At 71.5% G+C, this 18014-nt stretch carries 13 protein-coding genes; 6 read left to right on the forward strand and 7 right to left on the reverse strand.

Going from position 1 to position 18014, the window contains the following annotated elements:
• From ND747_RS14950 to ND747_RS14965, 4 genes are all read left to right on the forward strand, one after another.
• A partial coding sequence (locus ND747_RS14950) for an archaeosortase/exosortase family protein (RefSeq protein WP_251734232.1) occupies nt 1-991 on the forward strand: 991 nt, incomplete at its 5' end.
• Entirely contained in the window at nt 988-2469 is a 1482-nt protein-coding gene (locus tag ND747_RS14955) for a glycosyltransferase (RefSeq protein ID WP_251734233.1), read from the forward strand. The genes ND747_RS14950 and ND747_RS14955, both read left to right, overlap by 4 nt.
• Nucleotides 2456-4249 carry a hypothetical protein gene (locus ND747_RS14960; RefSeq protein WP_251734234.1) on the forward strand — a complete coding sequence of 598 codons (1794 nt, stop codon included), beginning with the start codon at nt 2456-2458 and terminating at the stop codon, nt 4247-4249. The genes ND747_RS14955 and ND747_RS14960 overlap by 14 nt, the downstream gene beginning before the upstream one ends.
• Nucleotides 4249-5487 (forward strand): cellulase family glycosylhydrolase, encoded by a 1239-nt coding sequence (locus tag ND747_RS14965; protein ID WP_251734235.1) that lies wholly within the window; start codon nt 4249-4251, stop codon nt 5485-5487. The genes ND747_RS14960 and ND747_RS14965 overlap by 1 nt, the downstream gene beginning before the upstream one ends.
• A gap of 46 nt (nt 5488-5533) precedes the next feature.
• Here ND747_RS14965 and ND747_RS14970 read toward each other — a convergent pair whose 3' ends face one another.
• Nucleotides 5534-6187 carry a YdcF family protein gene (locus ND747_RS14970; RefSeq protein WP_251734236.1) on the reverse strand — a complete coding sequence of 218 codons (654 nt, stop codon included), beginning with the start codon at nt 6185-6187 and terminating at the stop codon, nt 5534-5536.
• A 359-nt stretch (nt 6188-6546) separates the two neighbouring features.
• Between ND747_RS14970 and ND747_RS14975 the strand changes: the two genes are divergently transcribed.
• On the forward strand, nt 6547-7731 hold the full coding sequence (locus tag ND747_RS14975; protein ID WP_251734237.1) for a cellulase family glycosylhydrolase: 1185 nt from the start codon (nt 6547-6549) through the stop codon (nt 7729-7731).
• 170 nt (nt 7732-7901) lie between these two features.
• Here ND747_RS14975 and ND747_RS14980 read toward each other — a convergent pair whose 3' ends face one another.
• From ND747_RS14980 to ND747_RS15005, 6 genes are read right to left on the reverse strand one after another with little or no spacing between them, the layout of a single operon-like run.
• Nucleotides 7902-9062: a glycosyltransferase family 4 protein gene (locus tag ND747_RS14980; RefSeq protein WP_251734244.1), complete on the reverse strand. Its 1161-nt coding sequence runs from the start codon at nt 9060-9062 to the stop codon at nt 7902-7904.
• Between the two features lie 47 nt (nt 9063-9109).
• A complete protein-coding gene (locus tag ND747_RS14985; RefSeq protein ID WP_251734238.1) occupies nt 9110-9655 on the reverse strand; it encodes a hypothetical protein in 546 nt (181 codons plus the stop codon).
• A complete protein-coding gene (locus ND747_RS14990) occupies nt 9652-10368 on the reverse strand; it encodes a polysaccharide deacetylase family protein (RefSeq protein WP_251734239.1) in 717 nt (238 codons plus the stop codon). The genes ND747_RS14985 and ND747_RS14990 overlap by 4 nt, the downstream gene beginning before the upstream one ends.
• Nucleotides 10365-11546: a glycosyltransferase family 4 protein gene (locus ND747_RS14995; protein WP_251734240.1), complete on the reverse strand. Its 1182-nt coding sequence runs from the start codon at nt 11544-11546 to the stop codon at nt 10365-10367. The genes ND747_RS14990 and ND747_RS14995 overlap by 4 nt, the downstream gene beginning before the upstream one ends.
• 22 nt (nt 11547-11568) lie before the next feature.
• Nucleotides 11569-14001, reverse strand: coding sequence for a DUF2206 domain-containing protein (locus tag ND747_RS29800; RefSeq protein ID WP_251734241.1), 2433 nt, complete (start codon nt 13999-14001; stop codon nt 11569-11571).
• 13 nt (nt 14002-14014) lie between these two features.
• A complete protein-coding gene (locus ND747_RS15005) occupies nt 14015-14935 on the reverse strand; it encodes a glycosyltransferase family 2 protein (RefSeq protein WP_251734242.1) in 921 nt (306 codons plus the stop codon).
• 1259 nt (nt 14936-16194) lie between these two features.
• On the opposite strand from ND747_RS15005, the gene ND747_RS15010 reads away from it, so the two are divergent.
• Nucleotides 16195-18014, forward strand: a 1820-nt coding sequence (locus tag ND747_RS15010) for a lipopolysaccharide biosynthesis protein (RefSeq protein ID WP_251734243.1), incomplete at its 3' end; no start/stop codon positions are given.

An 18014-nucleotide genomic window follows, 5' to 3' on the forward strand; every position in this document is an offset into this window, starting at 1 on the left:
GGCCGGGGACGCCGGCCGGCCCGGGTGGGGCGCCTACGGTCCGATCGTGCTGCGGGTCGCGGCGGTCGCCACCACGGCGGCCATCGCCTGCGCGGGCGCGCTTGACCGGCTCGGGCCGAGCCTGCATGACCAGGACGCGGCCGCGTTCCACCTCGCGGTCCTGCCCGCGGGCGCGGCGCTGCTGCTCGCCCGAGGACGACCGGCGCCCCGGGAACCCGAGATCCACGACCGGCAGGTCGACTATCTGGTGGGGCTCCCCCTGCTGGGTGCGGCGTTGTTCGTGCTGACCGCGATGCCGTCCCGGCTCGGGGACCGGTTCTGGACGCAGCACGTCGACCTGCTGCTGTTGCCGCCGCTTGTCGCCGGTGCGATCACGCTGGTGTTCGGCACCCGGGCGATGTGGCGGCTGCGCGTCCCGCTCCTGCTCGTCGGGCTTGCCCTCGCGCCGCTGCCGGACTCGGCCGGGCGAGCCGTGGCGCGACCCGTCCTCGCGTTGGTGCGGCCGGTGGTGCGCGCCCTGGCCGGGTCGGACGGCGCCGCGGCGGCGAGCGGAGCCGCGGGGCCGGTGCGACTCGAGCAGATGCTGACCGGTGCGGCCGGAATCATGGCGGTGTTGGTGACCGCGGTGCTGGTGGGATGCACCTCCCGGCGGCCGGGCCGGGCGCTTCGGCGGGCGGGGGCGCTGCTCGCCGGGTGGGTGGCACTGTCCGTCCTGCGGCTCGGGACGGCGGCGGTCGCCGTCCGGTACGACGCACCGGGCCTGGCTCGCTGCGCCACCGGGGCGGAGCTGGACCTCGTCGTCGTGGGGTTGCTCACCGGGGTGGCCGCGGCCTACGGCGCCCGCGCGGCGCTGCGGCCCGAACGGCGTCCGCATCCGGGGCGCCGGGTGGCCGTGGGGCGCCCCCGGTGGGGACTGGCCATCATCGCCCTGGTCGGACTGGCCCTGGCGCTGCTCGGCACCGCGTTGGCACCGTCGGTCGGGAGGGCATGAGCATGATCCCCGCGCCACGGTCGCGACCAGACGCGCCGGCACCGCCGCCCATCGGCGCTCAGACGGCGGCCCGGCGGACCCTGTCGAACGGCCAGCGCGTGCTGCTGGCCGGCATCGGCGTCCTGTTCGTCGGCGGCTGTGCGCTCGCGCCTGCGCCGACCTTGGTCAGCCTGGTCGCGCTGCTCAGCATCGTCTACATCGCCGCGTTCGCCGAACGTCTCGTGCTGCTGCACAAGGCCGTGCGCGATCCGGGTCTGATCACCATCTCGCCAGCGGACGCCCGCGCCGTTCCCGACGACGACCTGCCGATCTACACCGTGCTGGTACCGGCCTACCGGGAGCCGGAGGTGCTTGCGCAGCTGCTGGCGTCCATCGCCCGGCTCGAGTACCCGGCGGACCGGCTCGAGGTGCTGCTGCTGCTCGAGGAGGACGACGAGGAGACCCTTGCCGCGGCCGGGGCCGGGCCGTCCCCGGCCTATCTGCGGGTCGTCCGGGTGCCCTATTCGGAGCCGCGGACGAAACCGAAGGCCTGCAACATCGGCCTGGGCCTGGCCCGCGGCGACCTCATCACCATCTTCGACGCGGAGGACCGGCCCGAACCGCTGCAGTTGCGCCGCGCCGCGCTCGCCTTCCGTCGGCTGCCCGCGACGGTCGCCTGCCTGCAGGCGAAGCTCGCGTTCTTCAATCACGAACAGAATCTGCTGACCCGCTGGTTCACCACCGAGTACGCGATGTGGTTCGAGCAGATGCTGCCGGGACTGGTCCGCCAGGACGCCCCGGTGCCGCTCGGTGGGACCTCCAACCACTTCCGGACCGACGTGCTGCGCGCCCTCGACGGCTGGGACGCGTTCAACGTGACCGAGGACGCCGATCTCGGCGTCCGCCTCTACCGGCGGGGATACCGGACGCTGATTCTCGACTCGGTCACCCTGGAAGAGGCCAACAGCGACGCCATCAACTGGCTCAAGCAGCGGTCCCGCTGGTACAAGGGCTATCTGCAGACCTGGCTGGTGCACTCCCGCCAGCCGCTGCGCCGTTGCCGCGAGATGGGGCCGGCCGCCTACCTGCGGTTCAACCTGTTCGTCGGCGGCACCCCGATGCTTGCGATCCTCAATCCGGTGTTCTGGGCCCTGACCCTCATGTGGTTCGTGGGACGGGTCGGCTTCGTTCGGACCCTGTTTCCGACTGGGGTGCTCTACATCAGCCTGGTCTGTCTGGTCGCCGGAAACTTCACGTTCGTCTACATCAATGTGCTCGCGGCCCGGGCCACCGGATTACCGGGGCTGGTTTCCCGGTCGCTGTTGAGCGTCGGGTACTGGGTGCTGATGTCATTGGCCGCGGGCAAGGCGCTGGTCCAGCTGATCATCGCCCCGAGCTTCTGGGAGAAGACCGCGCACGGCCTCGGATCCGGTGCGTCTGCCGCGGCCGTCGAGCCGGTCTCCGCCAACCCCCTGGAGGCCAGCCATGCCAACGCTTGACGCCATCCGGCTCCCGGACGCCCCGAACACCGCCATCCCGGACACCGCTACCCCGAACACCACCATCCCGGATCCCACCGGGCCGGCCGGCGCCTCGGGACGCCGGCCGCAGGACCAGGCCCGGCGCGCGACGGTGCCGACGTTCGCCCACGCTGTTCTCGCCCTGGCCGCCGGATATCTCGCCGTCGGGGGGTGGTTGGGGTGGGGCTGGGACAGCGTGCCGCCCGAGGCGTTGCGGCTGACCGCGCGCGCCTACTTTCCGTTGTTCGGCGCCGGGGGCGCGCTGGGTCCGCTGGCCGTCGGCTGGGATGTGCTGCCGACGGCGGCACAGGTTCCGTTGCTGCCGCTGGCCTGGCTCTGGCGTCCGTTCGCCACCACCGGGATCAGTGCGGTCGTGGTGTCGGCGCTGTTCATGGCGGGGGCCGCCGGGCAGCTGTACCGCACGGCCGGTGCGCTGGGTGCGCGCAGGCGGGTCGCGGTCCCCATGGCGGCGCTGTTCGCGCTGCATCCGGCCGTCGTCTACGCCGGGGCGACCGGTTCGGCCCAGGCCGCGTCGCTGTTCTTCCTGCTGCTGGCCACACATCAGCTGGTGCGCTGGTATCGGGGTGGTTCGAGTAACCGGCTGGCCGCCGCCGGTCTGGCGCTGGCGGGGGCGGGTCTGTGCGGGCCGTCGGCGCTGGGCGCGGGGGTGGCGACTGCGGCCGCGGTGGCCATCGTGGCCTACCGGCGCGCCGGCGGCCCGGCGCGCGCCCGCCGGGAAACGGCCCGTGCCGACATGCTGGTGATCGCCCTGCCGCTGCTGTTCGTCACGGCGATCCGGATCCTGATCGGGGCGGTGGCGGCCGGCTCCTGGGCTCGCGAGCTGGCATTCGAGGTCAACTCGGGTCTGCTTCCGGCTGTCCCGGGTGAATTGTCCGGCTCGGGTACGGGCAGCGTCCGACCAGTCGTGCGCCTTGCCGTCCAGTCGGCGGTGCTGGAGCCGTTCGCCGTGGTCACGCTGATCGGTGCCGTCCTCGCCGGGTGCCGCCGCGACACCTCGACCCTCGCCGCCGAGACCGGTCGGGGTGTGCTCGGCGCCCTGGCCCTGCTCGGCGGCGGGTACGCCCTCGCGGTCGTGGTGGCGGCACTCACCACCGGGGGCGCCTGGTCGCTGGGGCCGACGCTGCTGGTGGTGCCCCTCACCGTGCTCGCCGCCACGGCGCTGACGACGACGCGGTCCACCGCCTCGGACCTCGCCGGCTCGCGGCGCCGGGTGTCCGGCTGGTCGGCGGCCCGCCGGTATCGCCGGGACGCCGCGATCGCCGTGATGCTCCTGGCCGCGCTGCCGATCGGTGCCGCCGGTCTGCTGGCCCGTGGCATCGCACCGACCGAGGCGCAGGCGTTGCGTGCGGTGTTCCGCCCGGGTGCGGCCACCGATTCCGAGGCCGCGTTCCCCGACCGTTACGACCAGGACCGCGCGCTCGCCCGCTGGCTGGATGCCCAGCACCTGCCAGCGCACAGCGTGCTGGTGGACACCGCGACCGGCTTCGCGGTGGTGCTGTCCTCGCACCATCCCCGCCAGTTCGTCGCCCCCGCCGAGGCCCGCTTCGACGTGCTTGCCGCCGACCCGGCCCGGTACCGGGTGCGGTTCGTCCTGGCTCGGCCCCGGGTGGCCGCGCTGCCCGCCGACCGGGTCAACCGCGCCTTCCCCGACCTCGTCGGTGATCCACGGCTGAGCCTGGTGCGGGTCGCGGCCAACCCCGGTGACCTGCCCGCCTGGCGCGTCTACGGGGTGCGCTGATGAGCACCACGCAGGCACGCGCCCAGCGGCGGCCCCGGCCAGGCACACAGCCCCGACCGGGGACGCGCCCCGGGCCCGGGCTGCGGTCCCGGCGGGTCAGGGCGCTGCTCCTTGGTCTGGTCTGCCTGGTGGGTGCGGCCACGGCCGGTTGCGGCGGGTCGGCGGCGACCGATCGGTCAGGCGGCTCACCCGGATCGGCCGCCGACGCCGCGCACGACTTCGTCACGGTGGACGGTGCCCGGCTGACCCTGGCCGGCAGGCCGTACCGGTTCACCGGCCTCAACGTGTGGAACGCGAACACTCCCGCCAACGACAGTCGCTACGGCTGCGGGGAACCCCTTGACCTCGAGGAGGTGGCGCCGTCGTTCGGCCCCGGAGTGCAGGTGATCCGCACCTGGTTCTTCCAACGGCTGGCCACCACCCTGGACGGCCGGCGGGACTGGGCGACGTTCGACCGCACCATCGCCGCGGCGAAAAGCCGCGGCCTGCGTATCGTTGCCACCCTGGGTAACCAGTGGCCCCAGTGCGAGGGATACCCCACCTATCAGGCCGGCTACAAGACGCAGGCCTGGTACCGCGAGGGCTACCGGTCCGCACCGCCCCCCGGCCAGCCCGACAGCTACCGCGAGTGGGTCCGTGAGGTCGTCACCCGGTATCGCGACGAGCCGACGATCGCGCTGTGGCAGCTGCAGAACGAGGCCGAGGACGCGCCGGCCTATCAGGGCCGGTGCGCCCCGACCGCCGCGGCGACGTTGCACGCCTTCACCCAGGACATGGTCACTCTGGTCAAGGGAATCGACCGCCGTCATCTGCTCGGCATCGGCACGGTCGGTGCCGGCCAGTGCGGCAGCGCGGGCGACGAGTACGCCACCCTGCACGCGATCCCCGGGGTCGACGTGCTCGAATACCACGACTACGCCCCTTCGCCCATCCCGGGGGATCGGTGGAACGGCCTCGCCGAGCGGCTTCGTCAGGCGAGCGCCCTGCACAAACCGCTCATCGTCGGCGAGCTCGGCGTCGCCCCCCGTGACGCCGGCGGCGTGGCGGCCCGGGCCGCCCTCGTCGAGGGCAAGCTCAGCGCCCAGTTCCAGGCAGGTGTCGCCGGCATCCTGCTGTGGACGTGGCAGGGCACCGATGACGGCGACGGCTACGACGTCCTGCCCGGCGATCCCGTCCTCGGCGTGCTGTCCCGGGCTCTCCCGCCGGCAGCCCCCGCACACGGCAGCCAGACGAGCTGACAGGGCGGCCTGGTCGCCGCGGGCCGTGGCCCGCGGGCGGCGCCGGTCAGCAGGTCCGCTGCAGGAGAAGCGCCTTCACCAACGCCCCCCACTCGTAGGCGAGGTTGTAGGGCAGGTCGCGGGCCGGCATGGACGGCGCCGCCAGCAGCACGTCGCCGGGAAAGCAACGGTCGACCCGCAGCCGGGCCCGCGTCGCCTGGGTGCGGCGCGCGACGACGATGACCTTCCGCCAGCCGTCGCGGGCCGCCAGCAGCCGGACCTCGCGGCCCTCCCCCTGGGTGGTCACCGGCTGCGGCCAGAAGCAGATCACCCGCACCCCGGCGCCGGCCTGCGCGCCGGGTGGACATCCGTTGCCGGGGGTCGACACCACCAGTGTGGACGCATACCCCGCCCGGCTCAGCGCCAGCGCCCGCGCCAGGCCGCCGGGCACACCGCCGAGCGCGACGATCGCATCCACCCGGTCCGGCCGGTCAAGCGTGGGGTACAGGAACAACCGCACCGACCCGGCGGTGAAGGCCACCACCATGGCAACCAGGCCCAGGCTCAGCCAACGCCAACGCCGGCCACCGCGCTGACCCGATGCCGCGACGGCCGGTGTGGGCGGCGGTACGGGCGGTGGTGTGGGTTCGGCGGCAGGCTGCGGGCCCGGACCATCCTCGTCCGCACCGGCAGACCCGGCTGCTCCAGTCAGGATGGCCATACTCCCCGCAGTCGGCGATCTCCGCATCCGCGGATCACCCCTGACACTAAGGGAATATCGGCACATCGCCACGACCACCTACCCGCCTGGGTGAGGCCGAGTGCATCACGTCGTATTCTCGAAGTCTGATGACATGGACCAGCAGACAATTCGACGACCAGCCCAGACGGCATCGCCGGGATCGTTTGAAACTGCGCGCTGTTCTTGCCACCGCAATTCTTTTCGGCATTGCTGCGTGCACGGACGCGGCCCAGGGCGCCGGCGGTAATGCGCAGCCGATCGAAGCCGTCACGCCTGGACACAGTCAGTCGGGAAGCGGCCAGCCGTCATCTCCGTCCGCGGCTTTCTCGGCGACGGCGGTGCCATCGGTCCAACCGTCATCCTCGATCCTCCCGGGGGCGACCCAGCCGGCTGCCGGTGGCCCTGTCCAGGCCGGGGCCACCCCGACGGCCACAGCCACCCCGACGGCCACAGCCACCGCGCCGGGCGGGCAGACCACCCCCGGCGGGCAGACCTCGGCCGCGACGCCGGCGAGTGGAACCACCGGCTACGGCTTCTCCGCCGGCGACCTCAGCGAGCTCACCCCGGCGGGGTTGGACGCCCGGCTGACCGCGATCGCCGCGACCGGGGCGACCTGGGTGCGCTTCGACGCGGCCTGGCTGACCGTCCAGCCGCAGGGAGCGCAGAGCTGGACCTGGGACACCCTGGACCGGGTGGTTCAGGCGGCCCGTGGCCATGGCTTCCACCTGCTGCCAATCCTCGATGCGACGCCGGCCTGGGCTCGGGCCAGCGGCTGCGGCCAGCCCGACTGCCCGCCGACCCAGGCGAGCGACTTCGCCCGCTTCGCCGCCGCCGCGGTGGCGCGTTACGCCCCGCTCGGGGTGAAGGTGTGGGAGGTCTGGAACGAGCCGAACCTCGCGGTGGGCTGGGCCCCGAACCCCGATGCGGGCGCCTACGCCACCCTGCTGCGCCAGACCAGCGCCGCGATCCGCGGTAGTGACCCGTCGGCGCAGGTTCTCGTCGGTGGGCTCGGTCCCGCCCAGACCGGCGCCGGGCAGATCGCGCCGGCGGAGTTCCTCGGCCGGGTGTACGACGTGGCCGGTGGCGCCGCGTTCGACGGTGTCGGGATGCATCCCTACTCGTTCCCGGCGCTGCCCTCGGACCTCACCCAACTGTGGAGCGGATGGTCGGAGATGACCCTGCTCCGGGCGACGATGGTGGCCCACGGCGACGCCGCCACGTCCGTGTGGATCACCGAGTTCGGGGCGCCCACCAGCGGCCCGGGCGCACAGGCCACCCTGGCCAACCGGCGCTACGCCGAGCATCCCGACCATGTCGACGAGGACTTCCAGCGCGAGTCCGCGGCGAACGCGCTCGCCCAGGTCGCGCGCACCTCGTGGATCCGCAGCTTCCTCTGGTACAACTTCAACGATCTCGGGACGAACCCGCAGGACGCCGAGCACCACTTCGGCGTCGTCCGCCCCGACGGTTCGTTCAAACCCGCCTACAGCGTCCTGAAGGCAGCGTTCACCGCCGCCCGTTGACGCGCCCATGGCGCCCCGCTCCGCAGCCCACGGCGGGCCTGACGGATCTGACGGGATTTGCGGATCTGACGGGCCTGACGGATCTGACGGGCCTGGCGGTGGACGACCGACCCACGTCCACCGTCAGGCCCGGGTCCGTGCCCAGCCGGTCGTAGCCCAGCCGGCTGGGCTCAGGCAGCCCAGGTGGGGCGGCGCTCGGCGCGGGCCAGGTCGTACACCTGCTGGACGCGCCGCGCGACGGCGGGCGGGGTGAACTCGCCGTCCGGCGCCGTCCGGGCCTGGCCGCCCTGGGCGATCTTCTCGGCGACCCCGGGGTCCTGCAGCACCGTGAGGATCGCGGCCGCGAGCTCGCCGGCGTCCTGCGGTGGCACGACGAGGGAGTCCACGCCGGACACGCAGACGTCCGCCATGGCGCCGACCCGGGTGGTCACCACCGGCGTGCCGTGCGCCCAGGCCTCCAGCAGCACCAGCGGGAAACCCTCGTGCAGGGAGGGCAGCGCGAACACCGCCGCCTCCCGGTAGTCGCGGGACAGCTCGGCGCGGTCCCGCCGGCCCGCGAAGGTCACCGACCCGGCGATGCCCAGCTCCCGCGCCAACGCCGCCAGCTCGTCCTGCTGCGCGCCCTCGCCGACGAGCAGCAGACGGGCATCGGGGGCCTCCCGCACGACGGTGGCGAACGCCGACAGCAGGTGGACGAGTCCCTTGACCGGCTCCAGCCGGCCCACGAACAGCACCGTTCTGGCGCTGGCAGAAGCCGACGCCGACGCCGACGACGACGACGACGGCGCATGGGCCGCGAGGTCCGCGAGGTCGATCCCGTTGGGCACGTACTCCAGCCGCCGCCCCAGTCCCAGCGACCGCAGTGCCGGGAAGGAGGACGGATCCATCGAGATGACCCGCCGGTAGCGGCCGGCCAGCAGCAACGCGCTTTCGAGCAGGCGCTTGGACCGCGACGCGGTCGCCTTGCCGACCGTCGTCCCATGCAGTGTGATCACGGTCGGGATCCGCAGCCACCATGCGGCCGGGCAGAGCGCGACGCCGAGGTCCACGGTGTGCACGTGGATCACGTCGGGCCGGACCCGGCGCAGCAGGGCGGGGGCACGCACCGCCAGGGCGGCCATGGTCAGCACCCGACGGGCGTTCAGGACGTCGATCTCCTGCGCGGTCAGCGCCGCCCCGAACTTGACCACATGCGGTGCGTCGCTGATCGCGGCGTTACGGGAGGTCAGGACGACGACGTCGTGGCCGGCGGCCCGCTGCTCGCGTTCCAGGCCGCTGACCACGAACGCGTCCCCGCCGGCCGCGTTCGGATAACGCTTGGTGACGTGCATGATCTTCACGGGCACACACTCCTTCGTGGTTCGTCGGCTCTGGTTCGTCAGCGCTGCGCGGTGTGGAAGAAGATCCGGTTGCTCGCCCCGTCGATCTGGACGACGACCAGGGCGGGACTGCCCGCGGGAAGTGTCACCGTCGAGGTGTGGGCCGTGCGCCGGCCGGCGCCGAGTTCGAGCGCCCCCTGCTCCAGCACCGTGGCCGTGCCGTCACGCTGGACGGTGACCGCGAACGGGTGGCTGCGGGGATGCCCGGTCCGGCTGCCCAGGGTCCAGGTGAAGGTGAGCGGGACACCGGGCTGGTAGCTGGTCGGCAGGTGGGTGGGGGTGTCGAAGTACAGCTCGGCGGTGGTCTCGGGTTCCCGTTGGGAGACCTGCGACAGCCCCGGCAGGGACACCACCCCGGCCGCCCACAGCAGCACCGCCGTCACCGCGAACACAGCGACCAGGCCAACCCCGACATATCGGGAACCGGCGAAACCCGCGCCCCCACCCGCGCCGCCGTCTCCGTACCCGCCGTCCCCACGCCCACCGCTGGCCTTGACCCGGCCCGCCGGTCGGCCTCCGGTTCGGCTCGGGGTGGCGGGGGTCATCCGCGGCCCAGCGCGCCGTTGACCGCGTAGGTGACGTCCGGCCGCCCGCCGATGTGCGCGAGCACCCGGTCCAGCCGGGCCCACTCGGCCCGGTCGGACACCACCCAGGAGTGGCCCCACAGGTGGTAGACACCGCCGGTGACCAGGCAGCGGTCGAACAGGGCGATCGCGATGTCGTCCCAGCGCCCGGCGCGCACCAGCGAGGTGGAGCCGACGGCGCGGGCCGCCCGGACGATGTCGACGACCATCCGCTGGCGGGCGAATCGGCCCGTCTCCAGCGAGGTCGGTGCCTCGAGCGGGTTGTCGGCGACACCGGTGGCCAGGGTGCGCACGGTGCGGGCGTAGGTGTAGCCGGCACGTTCGACCATGTCGACGTGCTCCCGGGTGTACCTGCCACGCGGATAGCAGAACGTGGTGACCGGTTTCCCGACGAGGTCCTCGAGGACCTTCTTCGAGTCGACGATCTCCCGCTCGGCCCGTTGCCACGGCACCCGGGTCAGCACCGGATGGGACCGGGTGTGCGAGCCGATCTCGAAATCGGTGGAAAGCTCGCGGAGGGCGGGCGCGGACAGCCGGTCCGCCGGCGCGATCTCGACATTGTCGGGAGCGATGTAGAACGTGCCGGGCAGTGTGTGCTCACGCAGCATGTCGGCGACCAGGGTGTCGTGCCGGTGGCCGTCGTCCCAGCTGGTGGTCACGATCAGCTTCGTCATGCGAGTGCTGCCCTCCAACGTGTCGTGAGCCCGGCCCAGTCGTGGTCGAGGGCGACCGAACGGCAGTCGTCATGGTGGTCGGCGTCCGCACCGAGAAACTCGGCGAGGGCGGCGGCGAACGCCTCGGGATCCGGCCGGGAGACCGTGCCGTTGCGTCCGGTGATCAGATGCTTCGCGGCATTGGCGGGATAGTCCGCCACGACCACCGGCACGCCGGCCGCATTGGCCTCGATCACGACCATGCCGAAACCCTCCCGGGTGGACGGCAACACCAGGACCGTGGCCGCCTTCATCCGGGCGTACACCTCGTCGGATTCGGCGAGGAAACCCCGGAAGCGCACGTTATCGGCCAGGCCGAGTGCGACGGCGCGGGTTTCCAGGCGGGCCCGGTCCGGGCCGTCGCCGATGATGTCGCAGCGCACCTCGGGACGTTCCTCGACCAGGACGGCGAGCGCCTCGAGCAGCAGGTCGACGTTCTTGAAGTCGCAGAGCCGGCCGACGTAGAGGACGTCGATGGGATGCTCGGCGGCGGCGATCCCGTCGATGACGGCGAGATCCACCCCGTTCGGCACGACGGTGACCGCCGCGGACACCCCGATCTCCGCGGACAGCCGGTCCCGGGTGTCCTCGGACACGGCGATGATCTGCCTGGGCAGACGCAGCGCGGTCCGCTCGACCAGGGCGCCGACCCGTCCGGCCGCCCCCAGGTACTCGGTCCAGTAGCGGTCCCCCCACACCTCGTGGCAGGTCACCACCATCGACTGCCCGCGCAGCCGGGTGACCAGCCAGACGCTGAACAGCGAGAAGAACGGGAACCCGCAGCAGTCGACGACCTGCGCCCCGGACAGTCCGCCGGACAGGATCATGCGCAGGCAGGCGGCGCCGAAGATGAGCGCCTGCGAGATCGACCGGCGGCCGGATTCGGTGTAGAGCGGACGCGCCTTGCAGACCCCGTGGAACGCGATTCCGTCGATGCGCACGGTGGACGGGCCCGACCAGTACTGCATGCCATACCAGTGCACGTCGTGCCCACGTCCGGCGAGTTCCTTCGCCAGCGCGTGGTAGCGGCGCTCCGCACCACCCTTGACCCAGGGATACACCGCATCGTAGACAAACACGATTCGTTGCGCCCCACTGTCACCGAACAGCGGCCGACGCGAGCCGAACAGCCTTCTCACAAATATCCTTTCGAGGGGAGAATCACCGGTAGACCGCCGCGCCGCCCGTGTTGTAGACAAGGTTCTTGTGCGTGTCGAGGAAGGCGATGGGATAGCGATAGCGGACGGCGGTGGCGTCCAGCATCCCGATGGCCCGTCCCTTCACCAGGTTGGCGTAGTCGAGATAGACATAGCCGTTGACCGGTACCAGAGCCGGTGCCGCCTGGTTCTTCGCCGGTAACTGGAAATGACCGAGCACGTTCAGTTCCGCGGCGGAGCTGTCGGGCGGCGGGGGTACCGCGCCCTTCGCCAGGCTTTCCTCGCGGGTCATCCACTGCAGTGCCGCCACGTCGGCGTCGTGTGGGTAGAAACTCTCGTAGTAGTCGCCGTCGTTCGCCAGGTGCAGCTGGGGAATGTACGAGCCGGTGGTCGCGGCCAACAGTCCGGTGCTCGACACCAGGAACGCCACCGGCAGCGCGCCCGCGATGACCAGTCGGGGGCCGCGGCGCAGGAAACCGGCCGCGACCATCGGGCCGAGCACCGCCGGCAGGGCCAGCACCAGCAGGCTCTGCTGGAAGGCCCGCAGCAACCCGTACTCGGCCGACAGGCTCGGGACCACCACCAGCACGCAGAGGTAGACCAGCGAGGCGGCGCACAACGCGGCGTATTCGCGGCTCACCCGGATCCACACTGGCCAGCGCAGCAGCAGGGCGATCACCCCGAGCAGCACCAGCAGCTGCAGCACGACCGCCGAGCCGCCACGCAGCATCCCGTTGAGCCCCTGCGGGTCGAGACCGACCGCGGTCAGGGCCCGACCGACCTTCGTCGGGGGGGTGATCTCGTCTCCGGCGTAGCGCAGCGGATAGCGGTCGACGGCACCGAGCGGGAAGTAGGCGACACCCGGCGCCCGGTTGTCCAGGGCGTAGGTCGCGAACTGGTCGACCTGGTCCTGCGGGTCGGCGTGGCCGTTGGAGACCAGGCTCGAGCGGGTGTCCGCCGAGCGCTCGCTGTCCCCGCCGTGCACGAGTGACTGGACGGCCTGGCGGGCGACCTCGGTCGTGTTGTTCGCGGTGTGCGTGACCGGTCCGGTCCAGACGACGGTGAGCACGGCCAGCACGACGACGGCGGGCAGAGTGAGGATCTTGCCGTCCTCCCAGCCGGCCAGCACCCGCCGCCAGCCGGGACGACGGTCGGATTCCACCGGGGGACGGTCGCCGAGCCGGCGGCCCACCCGTCGCCACAGGGCCAGAAAGGCCCAGGCGAGCAGGAACTGGCCGAGCATCAGGAACGTGGTGGAGTAGTGGCTGAGCACCGTGCCGAGGCCGAACGCCAGAAACAGCAGCCGCCGGGGCCGCGCGTTCCCCGGGCGGTGCACCAACAGCAGGATCATGCCGCCCTGGAACAGGAAGGCGAGCTCCTGACGGTTGAGCATCGACATGTCCGAGAAGAACGTCGGAAAAGCCACGAAGTACGCGGCGGCCAGCACGCCGATCCGGTTGTCCGCGAGCCTGCGGCCCAGCAGGCAGGCCGCCACCGGCGTCAGCGCGAACAGGAACTGGTAGTAGATCTTGAAGATCGCCGCCGCGGGAACGCCGAGCAGCCCCTTGAGCATCGTCGGGACGACCGTGATGCTCAGGCAGGCGTTGTACGGGTCGCGGAAGTCGGCGATGTTCCAGCGCCAGTGCCCGAGCGTGACCTGGAAGACGAAGTACTCACGCTGGATGTCGTGTCCGGTCGCGTACCAGCCGCGCATGCTGGTCATCAGCTCGAACGCGACGCCGACACAGAACACCGCGTACAGGCAGTACCCGCCGCTGAGCCGGTTGGCCCGCACCGCGAGATAGACGAACAGCAGCGCGGCGGCGAGCAGCATCAGGATGGTCAGGCCGTTCGGGCCGCCGTTGTTCAGCGAGACCGCACCCAGCGCCGCGGCGACGGGCAGCACGGTCGCCACCGCGAACCGGAACACCGCTGCCGCGCCGGGTGGGCGAACGGCGCCGAGCAGCCGCTGTCGTAGCCGGTGGCGCGAGGGGAGCTCGGGCAGCCGAAAGCCTGGCCGACGGGCGGCCAGGTAGTACAGACCGCCCGTCATCAGGACCAGGGCGGGCAGGACCCGGCTGGGTTCGAGCGGGCGTGGGATGCCCAGTGGCGGCAGCGCGGTGTTCAACAGCAGGCCGAGCAGTGTGGTCATCAGCAGACCGCAGCAGGTGGCCAGGTAGAACCGCAGCCAGCCGCCCGGCACCGCCAGGTCCAGGACCCGCAGGGCCAGCTCGCCCGGGATCAGCAGGATCGCCGCGAGGGCGATCAGGGCGACCGGCCACGGCGTGGTGGCGGTGAGCGCGATCCAGCCGGCGATGGCCGCGACGAACGCCGCGACCACCACCGTGGTGCGGGACCGGCCGGGCCGTCCGCCGGCACCGGTGCGCAGGGGCTGTCTACCTGCTGGACGGAGAGCCGCGAGGGTGTCGGGCTCCACCAGTCCCGTCACCTCAACCAGTCGCAGACTGACGGTCGAGCTCGGGCACCGCCTCCGGCACAACGGCATCCGCGAACACGACGGTGGCGGACACGCCGGGCCGGCTGGTCACGCCGACGGAGCGCGCCTGGGCCACGGCGGTCAGGTGCTGGGTCTCCTGCCGGCTACGCCGGGGAAAGGGCACCCGTACCGCGTATCCGCGGTTTCCGGTGGTGGCGGCCTCGAGCTGACGGGCCCGCCGCTGCCAGCGCGCGACCTTTGCCCGGTGGACGAACAGATGGGACATGTTGCGCATGCCGTCCGAGAGCGAGTTGAGCTTCTTCTCGCCGCCGCGGATGCGGTAGTCGATCGGGATCTCGGCGACCCGGAAGCCCCCGACATGCGCGGCCATCTTGATCTCCTGGGAGAAGGCCATACCGGGCGAACGCACCGAGACCTTGCGCCAGAAGTCCTGGGTGAACAGCCACATGCCCGACTGGGAGTCGCGGAAGGGCGAGCGGAACAGGACCTTGGTGACACCGGTGAACACCAGGTTCGCCCCGATGTGGTGCGGCGACATCGAGCCGATCCGCAGCTGGCTGAGCCGGTCGGTGTTGAGGAAGTCGAGCCGGTCGGCGACGAACGCCCCCAGCAGCCGGGGGAGGTCCTCGAACGGGTAGGTGCAGTCGGCGTCGCCGGTGGCGATGACCGAGCCTCGGGCGGCGGCGATTCCCGCCAGGTACGCGTTGCCGTAGCCCCGGTCGGGCTGGTAGACGACGGTCATGCCCAGGCCACGGGCGATCGTGCCGGTGTCGTCGGTCGAGGCGTTGTCGACCAGGATGATCTCGGTCTCCCAGCCGAGGGCCGCAAGTTCGGCGCGCGGGATGCTCGCGGCGACCTTCGGCAGGTTCTCGGCCTCGTTGAGAGCCGGGATAACGATCGAAAGAACGGGCATGGTCCCCCCCGGAGAAGGCTGCTCGCGCTGGGTGAACCCAGGCGTCAGCACAGTTCCGTGAATCGGCATGTGGTGAGTCGATGAATCCACCTCGACATCATCGGCAGATGGCCGTGACACCGGTGGACGCCGAGGCGCGGAGAACGGTTGACGTCTCGCCTCAGGCAAAGGGGCTGGGCAGTGCTCCAGCGCCGGGTTTAATCCTCCACTCGGCGGCGGCCGCGGTCAACCCCCAACAGGCTCTCACGCTGCGTCGACGCAGGTATCACCCCGCCAGCACCGGATCATTCCGCCTCCCCCAGCGGCACCTTCAGTATTCCGGCGTGATGCTAACACCCGGTCGGACACATCCCCAATCAAGGCATTTATGTAACCCGCATATCATCTGCTGCGGAGAGCGACGAGCAAAGCGCGGAACGACTCGGGCATCAATTTTTTTGTCACCGAGCGAACTCGACCCGGCACGCTGGACGCCGGCGTTCTCCGACCGTCACGAACACGCGACCGGAGGCGATCCTCCGGCCCTCTGACCTGCGGAGATGCATTTTTTGAGGCAAGGAAACTATGGCAGCCGTCACCCGTTCAAGCCCCGCCGCACGGGCCCACGGACGGCGTACCCCACGCAGGCGGCGCCGAATATCGGCTCGCCGGCCGGGACCGCCGTCGGCGGCGACATTCGTACGGTCGCACCGTCCCCGGGCGACTACGACGAGCATCATCGTCGTCGCTGTCACGCTCGATTGACGAGATCCACCTGGCCAGGCCGGATGATCCGGGACACCCGCCTTTTCCTACCCACCGGGCCTTTCTCTAGATCGATTCAATCCGAAGTCCGATCTGCACACTGCGGCCGGTCGCCGAGATCGGCAGCCGGCATATCCGGATCGCGAGGGCCGCCTCGACCGGGCGGCAACATGTGATCTGCTAGGCTCGATTCCTGTAGCGCAGGCACCGCGAGTCGCGGGGGTACTCGTCGAGGTGGCGCCTTCCGCATCAGCCACGCCACCGGAGATGCAGCGGACATCCCCCACCGGCCAGGCCTGTGTTCTTTGTCGCCAGGCGGTGGTTCCGGCCATGAAGCGGCCGGCGGTCGCGGCGCCAGTCGCGTCTCCCCCACGATGACCGAGCAGGTATCCCCGGCGGCCCCTGGCCATTCCGCTGACCCCGCGAGCAGCGTCGGGGCCGCGGACTACCCGGAAGGCGACCAGACCCTTCGCATACCCATGACCGGCGATCGACGCGACCAGGCAGGACGGCGCATGCCTATGACGAGCGGGTACCCGACCCATGCCGGCGACCGTGGCAACGAGGACGTCCACAACGGCGATGACCAGCGGCGCAACGCGGAGATGACCGCACGGCTGAGCCTGCCTCGGCAGCCGTGGCCCCGACCACGCCCGCAGGCGGCACCGCTCCCCCAGGCGGCACCGCTGCCTCCGGCGCCCTCGGACCGGCCGACACCACAGCCCGAGGCGGCGCCACAGCCCGAGGCGGCGGCACGGATCGAGGAGACCCAGCAGCTCAGGTTCACCCACTCGGGTCGGTCCCGGTATGCCGGTATCTCTTACTATTCTGCGCATTCGACTTTCAGCCTGACCGATCAGACCATTCTGCTTCGTTTCCGGAATCCGGCCGGTCTGGCCCCGTTGCTGCCGGCACCGCCGCCAGCGGAGGTACCCGCGCCGGAGCCGGACAGCCTGACCCGCAGCTCGCTGATGCTCATGCTCGGCAGTGTCGCGGCAGCCGGCTTCGGATTTCTGTTCTGGATCGTGTGCGCCCGGGTGTACACCCCGGTCGAGCTCGGCCAGGGAACCTCGCTGATCTCGGCAGCCGGTATGATCGGCTATCTCAGCATGTTGGGCCTGAACACCTCTTTCATGCGGTTTCTGCCCACGTCCGACGGAGATCTGCGCCGAAGGCGGATCGGGGTCGGTTTCGTCCTCGTGCTGGTGGTCGCCGCGGTGGTGTCCGGCGGTTACGTCCTCGGGCTCCCCCTGTTCGCCCGGGATCTGCTGTTCGTGCGCCACGACCCGGTGCAGTCCGTGCTGTTCGTCGTCATGTGCGTGGCGACCTCGCTGAACCTGATGACCAGCGCGACGTTCACCTCCTTCCGCGACGCCCACCTGTCGATGTGGACGGACGGCATCACCACCGGGCTGATGAAGATCGCCCTGCCATTCCTGCTGCTGGGCATGGGGGCGTTCGGGGTGTTCGGCTCGTTCGGCGGGGCGAACATCGCGGCGTTGCTCGTCAGCCTGCTGTTCATGTGGCGGCGCGGGTACCACCCGAAGGTCTCGTTCAAGGGCCACCCGCTGCGTGGGATGTTCCGGTTCTCGTCCGCCAACTACGCGGCAGCGGTGCTCGACCTGATCCCCATCCTGGTCGTTCCGCTGATCATTCTGGACCGGCTCGGATCGGCCGCGGTCGGGTACTTCTACATCCCGTTCCAGATCGCGAATCTGCTCTACACGGGTGCCTACATGGTCACCACGGCGCTGATGGCCGAGGGTTCGCAGCACGGTGCGGACCTCGCCGCGCTGCGACGGCGCTCGGCGCGGATGCTGGCGGTCTTTCTGGTGCCCGCCTCGGCGGTGCTGGCGGTCGCCGGCCCACCGGCGCTGGCCATCTTCGGCAGCAACTACCCGCACGAGTCGGGCCACACGTTGCAGGTGCTGGCCCTCGCCGCGGTCTGCGTCGGGCTGAACAGCTGGGCGAACGCGATGCTGCGCCTGCAGGGCCAGCTTCGCGCCCTGATCATCGCCAATATGCTGTACGCGGTGCTCATCGACGGTCTGGCCTTCGTTCTGGCCACCCGCGGCCTGGCCGACGTGGCGTTCGCCTGGCTGGTCGGTAGCGCGGTCGCCGGCCTGTTCGGTGCGGTCTGCGTCCTGCTCGGTGCCCGCGCCCGCCGAACCACCGCCGACTCGGCCACCACTGACCCGAGCACCACCGACTCGAGCACCACCGACCTGCCCGTGGCCGGGCCAGCCGCTCCGGCCGGGCCGGCCACCGTCGGCGAGGCGTCGGTGCGGGGCACCGGCGGGCCGCCGGCACGCGGTTCCGCGGAACCCTCGGTACC

The sequence above is a fragment of the Frankia sp. R82 genome (genome assembly GCF_023716925.1).
In the GTDB taxonomy this organism is placed as follows: Bacteria; Actinomycetota; Actinomycetes; order Frankiales; family Frankiaceae; genus Frankia.